The organism is Arthrobacter sp. NPDC058130, assembly GCF_042884475.1.
Lineage (GTDB): Bacteria > Actinomycetota > Actinomycetes > Actinomycetales > Micrococcaceae > Arthrobacter.
Window position 1 is genome coordinate 1 of sequence record NZ_JBHVTV010000017.1, and the last position, 14,784, is coordinate 14,784.

General features: G+C 66.8%; 13 protein-coding genes and 2 pseudogenes. 8 read left to right on the forward strand and 7 right to left on the reverse strand.

Annotated features, from left to right (window positions below; genetic code table 11):
- Window positions 1–46: 46 nt before the first annotated feature.
- Together ACFVTM_RS20900 and ACFVTM_RS20905 are read right to left on the reverse strand one after the other, a co-directional pair.
- A pseudogene (locus ACFVTM_RS20900) lies at window positions 47–211 on the reverse strand (short-chain dehydrogenase); the annotation flags it as partial.
- 243 nt (window positions 212–454) lie between these two features.
- Window positions 455–1,513, reverse strand: coding sequence for an Lrp/AsnC family transcriptional regulator (locus tag ACFVTM_RS20905; RefSeq protein WP_390205986.1), 1,059 nt, complete (start codon window positions 1,511–1,513; stop codon window positions 455–457).
- A gap of 202 nt (window positions 1,514–1,715) precedes the next feature.
- Between ACFVTM_RS20905 and ACFVTM_RS20910 the strand changes: the two genes are divergently transcribed.
- The 6 genes from ACFVTM_RS20910 to ACFVTM_RS20935 all read left to right on the forward strand — a co-directional run bounded on the left by ACFVTM_RS20910 (window position 1,716) and on the right by ACFVTM_RS20935 (window position 8,147).
- The gene (locus ACFVTM_RS20910; RefSeq protein WP_390205987.1) at window positions 1,716–2,636 is read left to right on the forward strand and encodes a polysaccharide deacetylase; all 921 of its coding nucleotides are present in this window, start codon (window positions 1,716–1,718) and stop codon (window positions 2,634–2,636) included.
- Window positions 2,633–3,946 carry an MFS transporter gene (locus tag ACFVTM_RS20915; protein ID WP_390205988.1) on the forward strand — a complete coding sequence of 438 codons (1,314 nt, stop codon included), beginning with the start codon at window positions 2,633–2,635 and terminating at the stop codon, window positions 3,944–3,946. The genes ACFVTM_RS20910 and ACFVTM_RS20915 overlap by 4 nt, the downstream gene beginning before the upstream one ends.
- On the forward strand, window positions 3,943–4,752 hold the full coding sequence (locus ACFVTM_RS20920; protein WP_390205989.1) for an SDR family NAD(P)-dependent oxidoreductase: 810 nt from the start codon (window positions 3,943–3,945) through the stop codon (window positions 4,750–4,752). Before ACFVTM_RS20915 ends, ACFVTM_RS20920 begins: the two co-directional genes overlap by 4 nt.
- Complete coding sequence (locus ACFVTM_RS20925) at window positions 4,752–5,768, forward strand: ketopantoate reductase family protein (protein ID WP_390205991.1); 1,017 nt, start codon at window positions 4,752–4,754, stop codon at window positions 5,766–5,768. The genes ACFVTM_RS20920 and ACFVTM_RS20925 overlap by 1 nt, the downstream gene beginning before the upstream one ends.
- A complete protein-coding gene (locus tag ACFVTM_RS20930; protein WP_390205992.1) occupies window positions 5,765–6,964 on the forward strand; it encodes a M20 family metallopeptidase in 1,200 nt (399 codons plus the stop codon). The genes ACFVTM_RS20925 and ACFVTM_RS20930 overlap by 4 nt, the downstream gene beginning before the upstream one ends.
- Window positions 6,965–7,073: 109 nt before the next feature.
- Entirely contained in the window at window positions 7,074–8,147 is a 1,074-nt protein-coding gene (locus tag ACFVTM_RS20935; protein ID WP_390205993.1) for an NADH:flavin oxidoreductase/NADH oxidase, read from the forward strand.
- Window positions 8,148–8,218: 71 nt separating this feature from the next.
- Here the strand turns inward: ACFVTM_RS20935 and ACFVTM_RS20940 are convergent.
- The 4 genes and pseudogenes from ACFVTM_RS20940 to ACFVTM_RS20955 form a co-directional block, all read right to left on the reverse strand.
- A pseudogene (locus ACFVTM_RS20940) lies at window positions 8,219–8,902 on the reverse strand (SDR family NAD(P)-dependent oxidoreductase); the annotation flags it as partial.
- A gap of 382 nt (window positions 8,903–9,284) precedes the next feature.
- Complete coding sequence (locus ACFVTM_RS20945; protein WP_390205995.1) at window positions 9,285–10,313, reverse strand: Bug family tripartite tricarboxylate transporter substrate binding protein; 1,029 nt, start codon at window positions 10,311–10,313, stop codon at window positions 9,285–9,287.
- Between the two features lie 96 nt (window positions 10,314–10,409).
- Window positions 10,410–10,997, reverse strand: a complete 588-nt coding sequence (locus tag ACFVTM_RS20950) for a tripartite tricarboxylate transporter TctB family protein (protein WP_390205996.1) — start codon at window positions 10,995–10,997, stop codon at window positions 10,410–10,412.
- The gene (locus ACFVTM_RS20955; protein ID WP_390205997.1) at window positions 10,994–12,505 is read right to left on the reverse strand and encodes a tripartite tricarboxylate transporter permease; all 1,512 of its coding nucleotides are present in this window, start codon (window positions 12,503–12,505) and stop codon (window positions 10,994–10,996) included. Before ACFVTM_RS20955 ends, ACFVTM_RS20950 begins: the two co-directional genes overlap by 4 nt.
- Before the next feature lie 277 nt (window positions 12,506–12,782).
- Between ACFVTM_RS20955 and ACFVTM_RS20960 the strand changes: the two genes are divergently transcribed.
- Together ACFVTM_RS20960 and ACFVTM_RS20965 are read left to right on the forward strand one after the other, a co-directional pair.
- Window positions 12,783–13,676 carry an NAD(P)-dependent oxidoreductase gene (locus ACFVTM_RS20960; protein WP_390205999.1) on the forward strand — a complete coding sequence of 298 codons (894 nt, stop codon included), beginning with the start codon at window positions 12,783–12,785 and terminating at the stop codon, window positions 13,674–13,676.
- Window positions 13,676–14,395: a class II aldolase/adducin family protein gene (locus tag ACFVTM_RS20965; protein ID WP_390206001.1), complete on the forward strand. Its 720-nt coding sequence runs from the start codon at window positions 13,676–13,678 to the stop codon at window positions 14,393–14,395. Before ACFVTM_RS20960 ends, ACFVTM_RS20965 begins: the two co-directional genes overlap by 1 nt.
- 54 nt (window positions 14,396–14,449) lie before the next feature.
- Here ACFVTM_RS20965 and ACFVTM_RS20970 read toward each other — a convergent pair whose 3' ends face one another.
- Window positions 14,450–14,764 carry an IclR family transcriptional regulator C-terminal domain-containing protein gene (locus ACFVTM_RS20970; RefSeq protein ID WP_390206002.1) on the reverse strand — a complete coding sequence of 105 codons (315 nt, stop codon included), beginning with the start codon at window positions 14,762–14,764 and terminating at the stop codon, window positions 14,450–14,452.
- Window positions 14,765–14,784 lie beyond the last annotated feature (20 nt).

Genomic DNA, 14,784 nt, shown 5'->3' on the forward strand with positions numbered 1-14,784 from the left:
ACGGCGGGTCTTCCCGCCGTCGTCCGCTTGGTCTGGACCGGCTCCCCTACAACGCCGACCAGCCGCCGTCGGAGGCAAGGATGGCGCCGTTGACGTTCGTGCCGTCGTCGCTGAGCAGGAACGTGATGGAGGCGGCGAGCTGCGCCGCGGTGGTGGGCGTGGGGACGGTGGCCTGCATCAGCGGGCCGAGACGTTCGGCCGCGAGCTGGGATCCCCCGTCGGTCACCACCCGCAGGACGGGCTGCATGTACAGGTGCTGGCGGAAAAAACCGGCCGGCCAGCAGCAGTCCGTGGTGCAGGTTGGTGCCCCTGTTAGCGCAGGGCCGGCAGGGCAGTGAGCTCGCCGATGTCCGGGGTCTGCGCGTAGCGGCCGAGCGTGATCAGCTGCAGCCGGGCCGTCGTCGGACGCCCAGCGTCGGAAGTCAGGCCGCAGAGGTCCGGCGTTTAGACCGCCCTATCTCCTGAGCAGCCCCTCCACCTGGTCGCCGATGAACGGGCCGTTCCGGTCCATCCAGTAGCGCCGCGTGACGTCGATGGCCACGCGCGTGTCCATCGACTGGATGCCGGGAAGCGCGCCGATGTCCCCGGTGATGAAGTCGGCCAGGCTCCCGGGATCCCGGAAGACCCCATGGAACACCACGGGCGCCTGGCCGGTCACCATCGTGACCATACGGGCCGATTCGTGACCGCCAAGCTGATCCAGCACGTGGGAAATCGCCTTCGGCTTGACCTGCAGGGAGACCACAGCGGTGAGGGGGAACCCCACGGCTGAGGGTTCCACCTCCACGCGAGGTGAAATCGCCCCGGTGCCCAGGAGCATCTGGATGGCACGGTAGGCCGAGGAGCTGCTCACGTTCAGGGTCCGTGCCACCTCGGCGGCGGAAGCCCTGGCGTTGCGCCCCAGCTCGCACATGGTGCCGAATTCCAGATCCGACAGTTCATCAATGGAGCTCAAGGCGGGCAGGTTGATGGGAACCACGTGCGCGGCCAGTGCGTCGTTCTGGTCCGCCGTCAGGCGCTGGATCCGCCAGCTCTGGCCCACGCGCCTCGAGTCGAGGATCAGCCGGCTCTCAACCGACCTGATGCCGGGCAGTGAGGGGATCTGGTTGCTGAGCAGATCATTCATGTCCGTTCCCAGCAGGGGGAATACATCGGCGTAGATGTCGCCGGTGCCGGAGGTGGTGATGGCGAACTGGACTTCAGGGAACGCCTTGAGCTGCTCCGCCACCTTGGCCGACCGCCCCGGCTCGCAGCAGATCCACAGCTGCTGCGGGTTGCCGGAGAGGATTAGCGGCCACGCGTACCGGCCAATCACCTTCATCAGCCGCTCGCTCTGCAGCCGGTTGAGCCGGCGGGTGATGGTGCTCGTCGGAATACCCAATATCTCGGCCAGCGCATTGGCCGGGACCCTGGGTGCGATCTGCAAGGCCGCGATGATGTCCAGGTCCGTCTCGTCGATGAGTGAAATGGTGGCCTCCGCCGGTCCGTGATTTGTGCCGCTGTGTTGACTCAAGGCTACCGCCAAACCACGAATTTGAAAGAAGAAAAAACCATTTGATTGAACTTTTTTGAATGATTTTTTCACCAACTCTTGTTACGCGACACGATCTGCCCTACGTTTGTAACTTGAGAGCTGGATCACTCTCAGCTGACGCCGACCCCCCAAGCTGTGGTCCCCGTCGATCCTCCGCATCGTGAAGAACAAAGGAGCGCTTGTGAACAACGCCCAATCGTGGCAATGGCCCGAAACGGAGTGGCGAGGGCACGTCAACCGCGTCCGTGCCGGGCAGTCCCTCATTCATCCCGATCCGGCCCAGCGTTGGAAAGGCGGCGCCAGGGCCGCGGTCCTGCTGTCCTTCGACTCGGACCACGAGACGCCCTCGCTCCGCGACGGCGAAACGTCGCCGGGGCGGATGGCGCAGGGAGAGTACGGCGCCCGGGCTGGGGTACCCCGCATCCTGGAGCTCCTCCGTCGCTACGAGTCACCGGCGTCGTTCTACATCCCGGCCGTCTGCGCGCTGCTGCGCCCCGATGAAGTCCCCACCTACGTGGAGCAGGGCCACGAGGTGGCCGTGCACGGCTGGATCCACGAGCGGAACACCCTGCTCACCCACGAGCAGGAACTTGATCTGCTGGGACGTGCCACCGACGTGCTGCACCGCCAGGCCGGCATCCGGCCGGTCGGCATCAGGACCCCGTCATGGGACTTCTCCGACTCCACCCTCGATGTCATCCGGGAACTGGGCTTCATCTACGACTCGTCACTGATGGCCGACGACGAACCCTACGAAATCCTGGCCGACGGCGCCCAAACAGGAATCGTCGAGATCCCGGTGGAGTGGATCAGGGACGACGCACCGTACCTGATGATGGACCGCTTCACCGGGCTGCGCCCCTACATGCCGCCCCGCCAACTCCTGCAGATCTGGAAGGACGAGTTCGACGCGGCCTACGCGGAGGGCGGAGTTTTCCAGCTCACCATGCACCCCCACATCATCGGGCACCGGTCCCGGCTGATGATCCTGGCAGAACTCATGGACCACATCCGATCCCACAACGATGTGTGGATCACAACCCACGCCGACCTGGCAGCCCACGTTGCCTCCCGGCTCACCACAAGGACGACCATCTCATGACGCAGCAGCTGACCGTGGACGAGGTCCACGCAACCAAACTCTCGCCCCAGGGCCGCAAGGCAATCGTCGCGGGAAGCATCGGCAACGCCGTCGAATGGGTGGACTGGGCCGTCTACACCACCTTCTCGTCCGTGTTCGCCCACCACTTCTTCCCCCAGGGCGACCCCATCGCGGCCCTCCTGGCCACGCTCGCCATCTTCGCCGTCGGGTTCGTTATGCGGCCCGTCGGGGCCGCGATCATGGGCGCCTACGCTGACCGCCACGGACGGAAGAAGGGCCTGGTTCTCACCATCGGCCTGATGGCCGGGGCCACCGCCCTGATCGGCATCGCCCCCACCTACGGCACAGTTGGCATCCTGTCGCCGATCATCCTGGTGATTGCCCGGATGGTCCAGGGCTTCGCCGCCGGCGGCGAGTTCGGTTCCTCCTCGGCCTTCCTGGTCGAATCCGCAGCACCCCGCCGCCGCGCCTTCGCCGGCTCCTGGCAGCAGGTCTCGGTCGGCGCCGGCGTCCTGCTCGCCTCCGGCATGGGCGCGATCATCACCAGCACGCTGTCCAAGGACGCCCTGGACAACTGGGGATGGCGGCTGGCCTTCATCGTGGCCGCACTCCTCGGCCTGGTAGGCCTGTGGCTGCGCTCCTCGGTCGAGGAAACCGAGTCGTTCGTCAACTCCAAAAGCCGTTCCGAGGCCGCGGGGGAAACGCGCCGCAACTCCGTCTTCACCATGTTCGTCAAGCACCCCAAGGCCACCCTGCGTGTGTTCGGCGTGACCATCGCCGGCACGTTGCTCTATTACATGTGGGTCTCCTACATGCCCACCTACGCGGCAGTTTCAACCGGCATCCCGCTGAGCCAGGCACTCCTCGCCAACTTCATTGCCGTCGGCCTGTTCCTGGTCCTGCTCCCCTTCGCCGGCCTGCTGTCTGACAAGATAGGCCGCAAACCCACGATGACGGCCTTCGCCGCCGGGTTCCTGCTCTTCTCCTGGCCCGCATTCGCCCTGCTCAACGGCAACTTCTGGATGCTGCTGCTCATCGAGGTCATCGGCATCATCCTACTCCTGGGCTACTCCGCCAACTGCGCAGTCATCATGGCCGAGCAGTTCCCCGCCGAGGTCCGCGCCACCGGCATCGGCCTGCCCTACGCCCTCGCGGTAGCAATCTTCGGCGGCACCGCCCCGTACATCACCACCTGGATGAACACCAGCGGCTACGGCGGCTTCGTCTGGCTCTACTGCGCGGTGGCCGCAGCGATCGGCGTCGCCGTGTACCTGACCATGCCGGAGACCAAAGGCAAGGCCCTCGATTGAACCGGCATGCGCTTATCACAGGGGCGGGCAGCGGCATCGGCCGCCAGGTGGCCCACCGCTTCGCGGGACTTGGCTTCCGGATCACGCTGGTGGACATCAATCCCGAGGCGCTGGCCGCCGCCGCCGAGGAGTGCCGGGCGGCCGGCGCGGAGGACGCGCAGGTCCTGGCGGCGGACCTCGCAACCCCCGCCGGGCCGGAGGACATGGTTGCCAGGGCCTGGGCCAACGCTCCGGTGGACGTGCTGGTCAACTCGGCCGGAATCTATCCGGCCACCCCCTTCCTCTCCCTGGACGCCGCCATCTGGGACGCGGTGCAGAACCTCAACACCCGCGCTCCCCTGCTGGCCACCGTTGCCCTCGCGCAGCGGGCCATCGAGGCCGGGCGGGGTGCCAGCGTCATCAATATCTCCTCGGGCGCGGCCTTGAGGGCCCGTCCCGGCGCCGCTCCCTACTCCACGTCCAAAGCCGCGATTGAAATGGTCACGCGGACCTCGGCCCTGGAACTTGGGCCGCACGGAATCCGCGTCAACGCCGTCGCTCCCGGCTTCGTGACGGTCAACAGCGATGCCAACCCGGTGACGGAGGAATACGCCGCGGCCGTGTCCGGCAACCCGCTGGGGCGCCGCGGCGAACCCGACGACATTGCCCGCGCCGTCGTATGGCTGTCCGGCCCCGAGGCCGAATGGATCACAGGCGAGACCCTGCGCGTCGACGGCGGTTCCTCCGCCGGCGCCATGAACCTGCCGCTGCACTGGCCGGCCAACGCGGCGGCGGGGTCCGGCGGCAACAACACGAAAGTATCTTAATGACGGAAAATCCATACACAGTAGTCGGCGCCGGAGCGATCGGCGGCACCCTGGCCGCGCACCTCCACGCGCAGGGCGTCCCGGTCCAGCTGGTCGACGCCGATCCCCTCCACGTCGCGGCCATCCGCGAGAACGGGCTGCAGATCAAGAGCCCCTCGGGGGTCCTGGCCGCGGACGTTCCCTGCTACGGCCTGGACGACGCCCCCGCCACCCTGGAACGGGTCCTGCTGGCGGTCAAAGCCCAGGCGACCGATAGCGCCGCGGCGTGGATAGCCCCCAGGCTCAGCAGCGGGGGCTACGTCGCCTCCCTGCAGAACGGCCTCAACGAGGCCACCATCGCCCGGCATGTCGGGGCCGACCGGACCGTGATCGCCTTTGTCGACCTCTTCGCCGACGTCCTGGAACCCGGTGTAATCAACGACGGCGGCATCGGCGCCATGGCGCTCGGGGAGTACGCCGGCGGCACCAGCGACCGGGTGCGGCAGCTGGCCCACGACCTGCGCCACTGGGGCACTCCGGCGGTCACTGACAACGTCGCCGGTTACCTCTGGTCCAAACTGGGGTTCGGGGCCATGCTCACTGCCACGGCACTGGCCGACGCCGACATGAGCGAGCTGATCGACCGGCACCGGCCCGCGATGAACGAACTCGCCGCAGAGGTTTTCGATGTGGCCGCGGCCGAAGGCATCACCCTGGAAGGGTTCGACGCGTTCGACCCCTCCTGCTACACCCGCGGCGCCAACACCGACCGGAACTCCGAGGCCACGGACGACCTCGTCAAATGGCTCTCCACCCAGACCAAGACCCGCTCCGGCATCTGGCGCGACATCGCGGTGCGGAAACGTCCCACCGAGGTGCCCACCCAGTACGGCCCGGTCCTGGAACTGGCCGCCAAACACCAGCTGGAAGTGCCCCTGATTGAGGAGCTGGTATTGATCATCACGCAGCTGGAGACGGGTGCCATCGCCATGGACGAAGAACACCTCACCGCCCTTGACCGGAAGGCCACCCGATGACCGCGATCGAGGAACTGCCGGCCTGGGTGGCCGGAAAACGTGCCGACCTCCTCGAAGACCTGACGGCTTACGTGTCCCGGGAAACCCCCTCGGATGACAAGGCGCTGCTCACGTCGGGCCTGGCCTGGGTGGAGGAATGGATTGCCGGCCGCATCGGCACGCCAGCCGCCCGCCGCCACATCGACGGCGGGGGCTGGGGCGACACTGTCGTACTCGACTACCCCTCCGACGACGGCGGCGAGGGCTGGATCACGGCCCTCTGCCACTACGACACCGTCTGGTCCGCCGGGACCCTCCGCGACTGGCCGGCGACCGTGGACGGGGACCGGTTCTCGGGACCCGGCGCATTCGACATGAAGGCCGGGCTGGTGCAGCTGGTGTGGGCCCTGCGCGCCGGGACCGAGCTCGGCCTGCCCCGCCCCAACGTCCGGCTGGTCCTCAACGGTGACGAGGAGGTGGGCAGCCCGGCGTCGCGGTCTGTCATCGAGCAAGAAGCCGCGCGGGGCAACGCGGTCCTGGTGTTCGAGGCCAGCGCCGCGGGAGCGTTGAAGACGGCCCGGAAGGGCGTGGGGATCTTCCGGGTCACCGCGACGGGAAAGGAGGCGCATGCCGGGCTGGATCCTGAAGTAGGTGCAAGCGCCATCGATGAGATAGCGCATGTGATCGTCCAACTTCATGCCGAAACGGACCTGGAAAAGGGAACCACTGTGAACGCAGGGCTTGTGGGTGGCGGAACGCGCACTAACGTCAAGGCCGGATCAGCTACCGCCGACCTCGACGTCCGGGTTACCTCCGATTCTGAAGTGGCGCGGATAGATGCTCTTCTGGGTGGTCTCACCGCGCGCAGCCCGGAAGCCTGCTTGCAGGTCAGCGGCGGGTGGAACAGGCCGGTGATGCCCCGCTCCGCCGAAACTGTGCGGCTATTCGCGGAGGCCGAGCAGGTGGCGGCCCGACTGGGCTTCGAGCTGGCGGAAACCTCGGTCGGGGGCGCCAGCGACGGCAACTTCGCCGCGGCACTCGGCCTGCCGGTCCTCGACGGGCTCGGCGCAGTGGGCGACGGTGCGCACGCCCGGCACGAATGGATCAGCATCGCCGGCATGCTCGAGCGGACCTGCCTCGCCGCGGGGCTGCTGGCTGCCCTAGCAGAGGTCCCGGAGGGAGCCATCAGCGCTGTCGTGGGAGCGGCCGCAGGCTAAGAAGTCCGACGGCGGGCGGCTTAGCAGTTCCGCTGCCCGCCGTCGTCGTGCATCACCACAGGGCCGACAACACCGTTGGCCGGGACGCTTGATTCGAAGAAGGATTGGAATGGATCGCGGAACATTCACAGAGCCGTTGAAGCTGCGCGGGGTCGAAATCGCCAACCGGGTCTGGATGTCCCCGATGTGCCAATACTCGGCCGGCCACGACGGCGTACCGACCGGCTGGCACCGCGTGCACTACGGTTCCCGGGCAGTAGGGGGAGCAGGAATGATCATGGTGGAGTCAACCGCCGTCGGCCCCCGGCACCGGACGACGGCCCACGACCTTGGCATCTGGACTGCCGGGCAGATCGAGGGGCACAGGCTGCTTGCCGCCCAGATCAAGGAGCTCGGATCCGTCGCCGCAGTGCAGCTCAACAGCGCAGGCCGGAAGAGCTCACACCGGCAGCCATGGGTCCTGAGCGGACAGAACAGCGCGGTTCCGGTCCAGGATGGGGGCTGGGTGCCACTGGCTCCCTCGGCCAGGGCATTCGGCACGCTGACCGTGCCCTCTGAAATGACAGTCATGGACATCGACGACGTGGTGGACGCGTTCGCCGCGGCCACGGGCAACGCCCATAAGGCCGGGTATGACGTGGTGGAAATCCACGCCGCACACGGGTACCTGCTCCACCAGTTCCTGTCCCCGGTTTCGAACCACCGCCACGACGGGTACGGCGGATCGCTGGAGAACCGGATGCGGTTCCCGTTGCAGGTCGCCAAGGCCGTGCGTGATGCCTTCCCGCCGGAGAAACCCGTATTTGTCCGGATAACCGCTACGGACTGGATCGACGGCGGCATCACCCTGGAGGAGGCGAAAGTGTTCGCGCAACGCCTGGGCAGTTTGGGGATCGATCTGCTGGACGTGACATCCGGGGCCCTAGCCGTGGACGCCCCGCCGCCAATCAGGCAGGGCTTGAATCTGGACTTCGCGGAGTCGCTGAAGGAAGCCGCCGGAACCGCGGTGGCACCGGTAGGCCAAATGGCGGACCCGGACCTGCTGCGAAACGTCTTCGAGTCGTCCAGCGTCGACGCCGTGATCGTCGGAAGGGCGCTGCTGCGCGACCCCTACTATGCGCTTCGGCTGGCGGGCGGCCAACCACAGGAATACTGGCCGAGTCAGTACCACCGCGCGCTGTAGCGGCGCCACGCAAGGCGCACGCCAAACAGACCGCCACAACGCGCTGAACCCCCACATCATGCTGAACCCGTCGCGGTGGCGGGGGTGGGGACGGTGGCCTGCATGAGCGGGCCGAGGCGTTCGGCCGCGAGCTGGGATCCCCAGGTGGCCACGATGTTGGTGATGGTGGGGCCGGGGGCAACGGCGTTGAAGCGCAGGCCCCTGGGCCCGTACATCACGGCCGAGTTTTTGGTCAGGCCGACGACGGCGTGCTTGGACGCGGTGTAGGCGGCGCCGGCGGCGGATCCGCGGAGGCCGGCCTCGGAGGCGACGTTGACCACGGAGCCGGAGCCGGCGTCCAGCACCAGGGGCACCACGGCGCGGGTGAGGCGCATGAGGGCGCTGACGTTGATCCGGAAGACGCGGTCCCAGAGATCGGCGTGCACCTCGTGGATCGGGGCGAAGTTGTCCATGATGCCTGCGACGTTCGCCAGGGCGTCGACCCGTCCGCCGGCGGCAGCGACGACGGCGGCCACGGTCTCCGCAGTGGAGATGTCGCCGGCCACGGGGACCAGGTCCACCCCGGCGTGCTCGGCCACGAGGTCGTCCAGGCGTTCCTTGCTGATGTCGGCGGCGATGACGCGGCCGCCTTCCCTGGCTATGCGCAGGGCGGCGGCCTGGCCGATGCCCGAGGCTGCGCCGGTGACGATGACGGTCTTGCCGGCGAACCGGCCGGCGGTGGTGGCTTCCTGCCATGTGCATACAAAGAAGCCCAGCCCTGCATCGCACGTTGTGACGCGCTGACAGTCCAGGCTTATGCTTCCGCGTTGGGCTGTCGGGTCCGCGGCCCGTCAGCGGTGGCGGAAGATGGTGCGTCGTAGATGTCTGCTTGTAGGACGGCCCGAAGCAGCTGTTCGATCACGCCGGCTTCGCGTAGGACCCTGAAGTGATGTGTCGACGTTGATTTGGTAACCGGTAGCTGGAAGGCGCTGCAGGCTTTGCTCGCATGGGGCGTCCGCCAGGTGACTCACGATCTGTCGTCGTATTGGGTCCGACAAGGCGGACAGTACCGCGGGTCGATCGTGCCTTGATCCTGACACAAAAAACGGGTGTGTCCCGGGAGGGTTCCTGGGACACACCCGGTTAAGACGTCGCTAATCAGCCCATGTAGGCCTTCGTGATGAGGTTGACGTACTCCTGCGGCGAGCCCATCACGTCGTTGACGAGCTTCTGTACATCGTTGCCGCTCGCGTAGTGGACCGGGCGCTTGGCGTCGGCCGCAGCCTTGACGAAGGCCTTGTCGGTCATCACCCTCTCGAAGGCGTCGCGGATCACCTGCAGCGTGCCCGGGTCCATCCCCGGGGGGGCGGCGATGAGGCGTCCGCTGGAGATAAGCTTCGTGTGCAGCGTCGCGAGCTCCTTCTGGTCTTCCTTCACGACGTCGACGAGGTTGTCAACGCCCTTGATCTCGTTCTCGCCGGTGTTCTGGCCGATGACGAGGACCGGTTTGAGATCGCCGGAGTTGATGCCCGGCTGCTGGCTGCCGAGCGAGCGCGAGTGCAGCTCGACGTTGCCCTGGATGACATTGAGGCTAGCCTCGTTGCTTGACGCGAAGCCGGTCACGACTTGGTTCTTCATGCCGAGCAGCTGGTTCAGGACGACGGCGTCGATGTACTCGTTCGAGCCGGGGCCGGTGGCCGCGAAGCGCTTGCCGGAGATGTCATCCTCCGATGCGATGCCGGAGGACTTGCTGGTCACGAGTACGTCGGGCTCGGAGCTGATCTGGCCGATGTAACTCATCGTCTTGGCGTCGTAAAGGACGCCGTTCGTCTTCGCGATCGCCGCACCGAGGTGGCCGGGGCCGTTCAGCAGCACGAGGGTTTTCCCGTCCGGCTTGGCGTGTACGGCCTCGTTCGTGGCGAGGATACCGCCCGCACCGGGTTTGTTCTCGACGATCACTGTGGCGCCGAGCTCGTGGCCAAGCTTTGGGGCGAGCATCCGCGCGTAAGCGTCGTAGCCCCCGCCCGGGTCGAAGGGGACGACCAGTGTGATCGTTTGGTTTTTGAGCTTCGCCGCTGCGTCCTCCGGGGAGGTCGACGCGCCGGTGGCGCCTGTCGACGAGCAGCTGGTGAGCGCGCCGCCGACGAGGGCGAGGGCGGCGGCGAGTCCGAGTGCGAGCTTGCGCATGGGACGGGGTCCTTTCGATTTCTGTGCGCCCCGATCGTAGGTGATCGGGCCGGGTGACACGGGAAGAGAGAGCAAGAGGGAGCAGGGAGCGGGCGCTCAGCCGAGGCTGAGCAGCCCGGCCGGCAACGGTAACTTGAGGGCGATCCCGAAGATTCCGTAGATGACGCCGCCGAGCACGATCGCGTAGATCCAGGCGAACCACCACGACTTGGCGGCTTGAAAGCGCAGGTAACTCACGGCGAAGGCGACCACGGCGACGTAGATCCCGAAGACCACCAGCGCGACGAAGAAGCCGCCGAGCCAGCAGATCGATGTGATCCAGTCCCGCAGCGCGAGGTTCTTGAAAAACTCGTACTCTTGCTCGGCCACCGACTTGGCGGCCTCGGGCACATCAGTCTTCGGGGCCTCCGGCTTGGGCGGGAAGAACAGCACCCGCACGAGGAAGGACGCGCTGGCGATCACGCCCGCGCCGCTGACGCCGAGCGGGAAGTAGGCGGCGAGGTCCCTCCAGCCCTTAGCCATCAGGAACGCCACGACGAACACCACGAGCAGAACGGACGTGATGATCAGGTCGGGCTTGTGCGCGCGGCGCCACGGCGAGCCGCCCTCGCCGTTGCCGTCGCCGTTGCCGTCGCCGTCGCCATTGCCATTGCCGTCGACGGAGCGGATCATTTGGGTGCTCATGCGTGGCCTCCGATGGTCAGGAGCTCGCTCTTTGCGGCGCGCTTTTTGCGAGCAATGCGGATCGCGGTGAACAGGATCATGCCGGCGATGATGACCTCGATGACGATCACGCCTGGCCGGCTGATCCAGCTGAACTGGAACAACGCGTAGCTGACGGTAAAGTACCGCTCAAGGATCTCGCCGAGCACCAGACCAAGCAGCAGCGGGATGCGGGGCCACTTGAAGCGGCTGCACAGCACGCCGATCGCGAGGAAGACGAGCATGATCCCGACGTCGTCAAGCGAGCTAGTGTTCGAGAACGCGCCGATGGTGAGCATCGCGACGAGGAACGGGACGAGCAGCCTTCCGGTCACCGAGGTGAGTCTGGCAAGGGGGCGGATCAGCAGGTAGCCGAGGATGACCGCCGCGATCGTGCTCAGCACGATGATCCACACGAGCGAGAGCGTAACGTCCAGGTGCTTGTCCAGCATCTCGGGGCCCGGGTTCAGGCCGAGGATCAGGAACGCGCCGAGTAGCACCGCCATGCTCGCGCCCGACGGTACGCCGAAGGCGATCGTCGGCACGAGGTGGCCGCCGTCCTTCGCTGTGGTGGTAGCGCCGGCGGCAATCACGCCCTCGATCGCACCGTTGCCGAACTCCTCGGGCCGCTTCGAGGTCTGCTTGGCATGGCCGTAGGCGATGAACTGGGACACCGATCCTCCGAGGCCAGGCAGCATGCCGAGGACTGCACCGATAGCGCTGGCGCGCAGCATCAGCCACCAGTGCCGGAAGGAGTCCTTGACGCCGACGAGGATACCGCCGAGGTGTGGCGCCACGGCCGCCTTGGTGTGACCGGACTTGTCGAGCATGGACTGCAGCACCTCGGCGCCGCCGAGGAGGCCGACGACCACGGGGACGATGCCGATGCCCTCCCAGAGGTGCAGGCTTCCGAAGGTGTAGCGCTCGATGCCTAGGTTTGGGTCGATTCCGACGAGCGAGAGGAGCACACCGATGGTGGCCATGACGAGGCCCTTATGAATGCTTCCGCCGGAGAGCGACGCGATGAACGTCAGGCCGAGCATGGCCGCGGCGAAGAGCTCGGGCGCGCTGATGCCCATGATGAGCGGCCGCATCACCGGGATCAGCGCCATGAGCAGGAACGCGCCGAAGATCGACCCGATCGCTGAGCTCGACAGGGAGGCACCGAGCGCGCGTCCGGCCTGCCCCATCTTGTTGAGCGGATAGCCGTCGAGCACCATGGCTGCTGCCGTGGGCTCGCCGGGGATCCCAAAGAGGATCGAGGTGAAGTCGCCGGCGATCGCGGAGACGACGTACATGCCTAGCAGGAGCGAGAAGGCCGGCACGGGATCCATGCCGAAGGTGACGGGGATGAGCAGCGCGAGCGTGACCGCGCCGCCGAGGCCCGGGAGGATGCCGACGAGGAAGCCGATCACGACACCGATGAACAGCATGAGTAGCGACATCGGGCTGACGGCCTCGCCAAGCGAGCTCCAGATAACGTCGAGCATTGGCGCTCCTTTCTGGCGTCCTTGCCAGGGTTGGATTGGGTCCCTGTATGCCGCGCGCTCAAAGGCCGGGGCGAGGGTTTCATAGTTCAGAGAACTTATTCTTAGGGAGCTTAGGGGCATTGGCCTTGCCATGTCAATGGACTAACCAATACATTCGAGGAGGGCGATGACGCTCCGCGAGAGGTATCCGATGCTCGCCGCCGATAACGAGACTTTCTCAGTCCGGTGGCGGCAGCGGGGCCACTCCACAGGCAACGGTGCATGAAAGGTGAAAGTTATGGATCCAAATCACGTGGGAGTCGTCGGACTCGGAGGGATGGGCAAGTCCCTCGCCGAGAGTCTCATCGCGGCCGATCATCCGGTCGCGGTATGGGACCGGCACATGGATCGCGTCGCGACAACGGCGATGATCGGCGCGGCCCCGTCGGTGAGTCCCCGCCAACTCGCGGAACAGAGCGATGTAATTTTCCTTGCCCTGCCGAATCCGACGGCAGTGCGCGAGGTGCTCTACGACGAGGAGACCGGAGTGCTTGCCGGGCTTCGTGCCGGTGCCGTGATCGTGGATATGACGACGGGAGACCGGGAACTCGCGCAGGACGTCGCGCGGCGCGTCGCGGCACTCGGCAACGGTGCCCGCTACGTCGATGCACCGGTGTCCGGCACGGCCCCAAAGCTCAGTGTCATGATCGGCGGCGAGGCGGGTGTGCTCGGCGGCGCGGAGTCGATCGTGCAGGACATCGCCGGTGCCCTGATCTACATGGGCGCCCTGGGTGACGGCTTCGCCACCAAACTCGTGCACCAGCACGTGAAGTACGCGACCCATCTGGCTGCGGCCGAGGCCCTCGTGATCGCCCAGCAGGCTGGTCTCGATGTCCAGATGGTGATCGATGCGATCGAGCGGTCGAGCGGTGTCATCGGCGGTTTCAAGGGCGTCGCTGAGTACTACGGCGGGAACAAGCGCGCGGTGGCAAAGCACGCGCCCGCGACGACGATTGCCAAGGACATGCGGCTGGCCGCAGCTCTCGCCGACTCGCTGGGTGTTACGAGCGCGACGCTGTCTGCCGCGGCGGAATTCTTCGGTGCTGCCGCGGAAGGAGACTATGCGAAGCGTCCCTATCCGGAGAGCACAGAGCTTCTCGCACAGTTGCGCACGACCGCGCGGGAGAGCTGATGGCGTTCGACGCATCGGCACGAGAGCTGCTCGCCGAGGCCTGCCGAATCATCGCCCATGCCGGCTTAGCGGAGGATGTCCTCGGCCACGTCAGCCTGCGAACCGACGCCGGCATCGCAATCCGCTGTCGCGGGCCGCAGGAGAGCGGGCTGCTGTTCACCAAGCCGGGGGACATCCACGAAATCGTCCCCGAGCGCGCGCTTGAGGGGGGATACCACGCGCCGAATGAACTCCCGATCCATGCTGAGGTGCTGGCGGCGCGCCCTGACGCGCAGGCGGTGGTGCACGCGCACGCTCCCGCGGTCATCGCGGCCGACCTTGCCGGTGTCGGCCTGCTACCAGCGGTCGGCGCGTACAACATTCCGGCGATGCGCATGGCCGCGGAGGGGATCCCGACCTACCCGCGCAGTCTGCTGATCAACACGTCCGAGCTCGGACGGGAAGTCGCCTCCGCGCTCGGCGCGGCGCCGGCGCTGGTTCTGCGCGGACACGGGATCGTGACGGTGGGCGCCACGGTCGAACAGGCCCTAGTGCGCGCGCTGAACGTGGAGATCCTCGCGCGGATGCTCGTGAGCGCGAACGCGCTAGGGACGGTGAGCTACGAGGTCCCGGAAGCCGATATGGCGATGATGCCCGACCTTGGATCAGCGTTCAACGACGGCTTCGTCTGGAACTACCACCGCGCGCGGCTTCGACACGCCGGTCTCGCTGTGCGCTGAGCGCTCGGGGAACACAAATGATGCCCGCCTGGCACTCCTGCCGGGCGGGCATCCTCATTGGTTTGGCGCAGCGCGTAGCGCTTCCTCAATCTGCACGGCAGCAGCGTGAAGCTGGCGGGCGATCTGCTGCTGTCCCTGCTGCGCCGTACGGATCGACGGGCCGGCCGCGTCTATCGCGGCGATCGTTGTGCCGCGCGGATCCTGGACGGTCATCGCCGAGGACGTGATGTCATCCGGACGAGCGTTGAGCGCGGAGCCGAACTCGCGGATCTGAGCGGGCTGCGCTTCGAGGGCGGCGACATCGGCGTCCTGGACCGCGAGCCGCTGGAGCATCTGCGCGAGGTGGTCTGGTCGGAGATCTGCGAGCATCGCGCGTCCCGATGGCATTT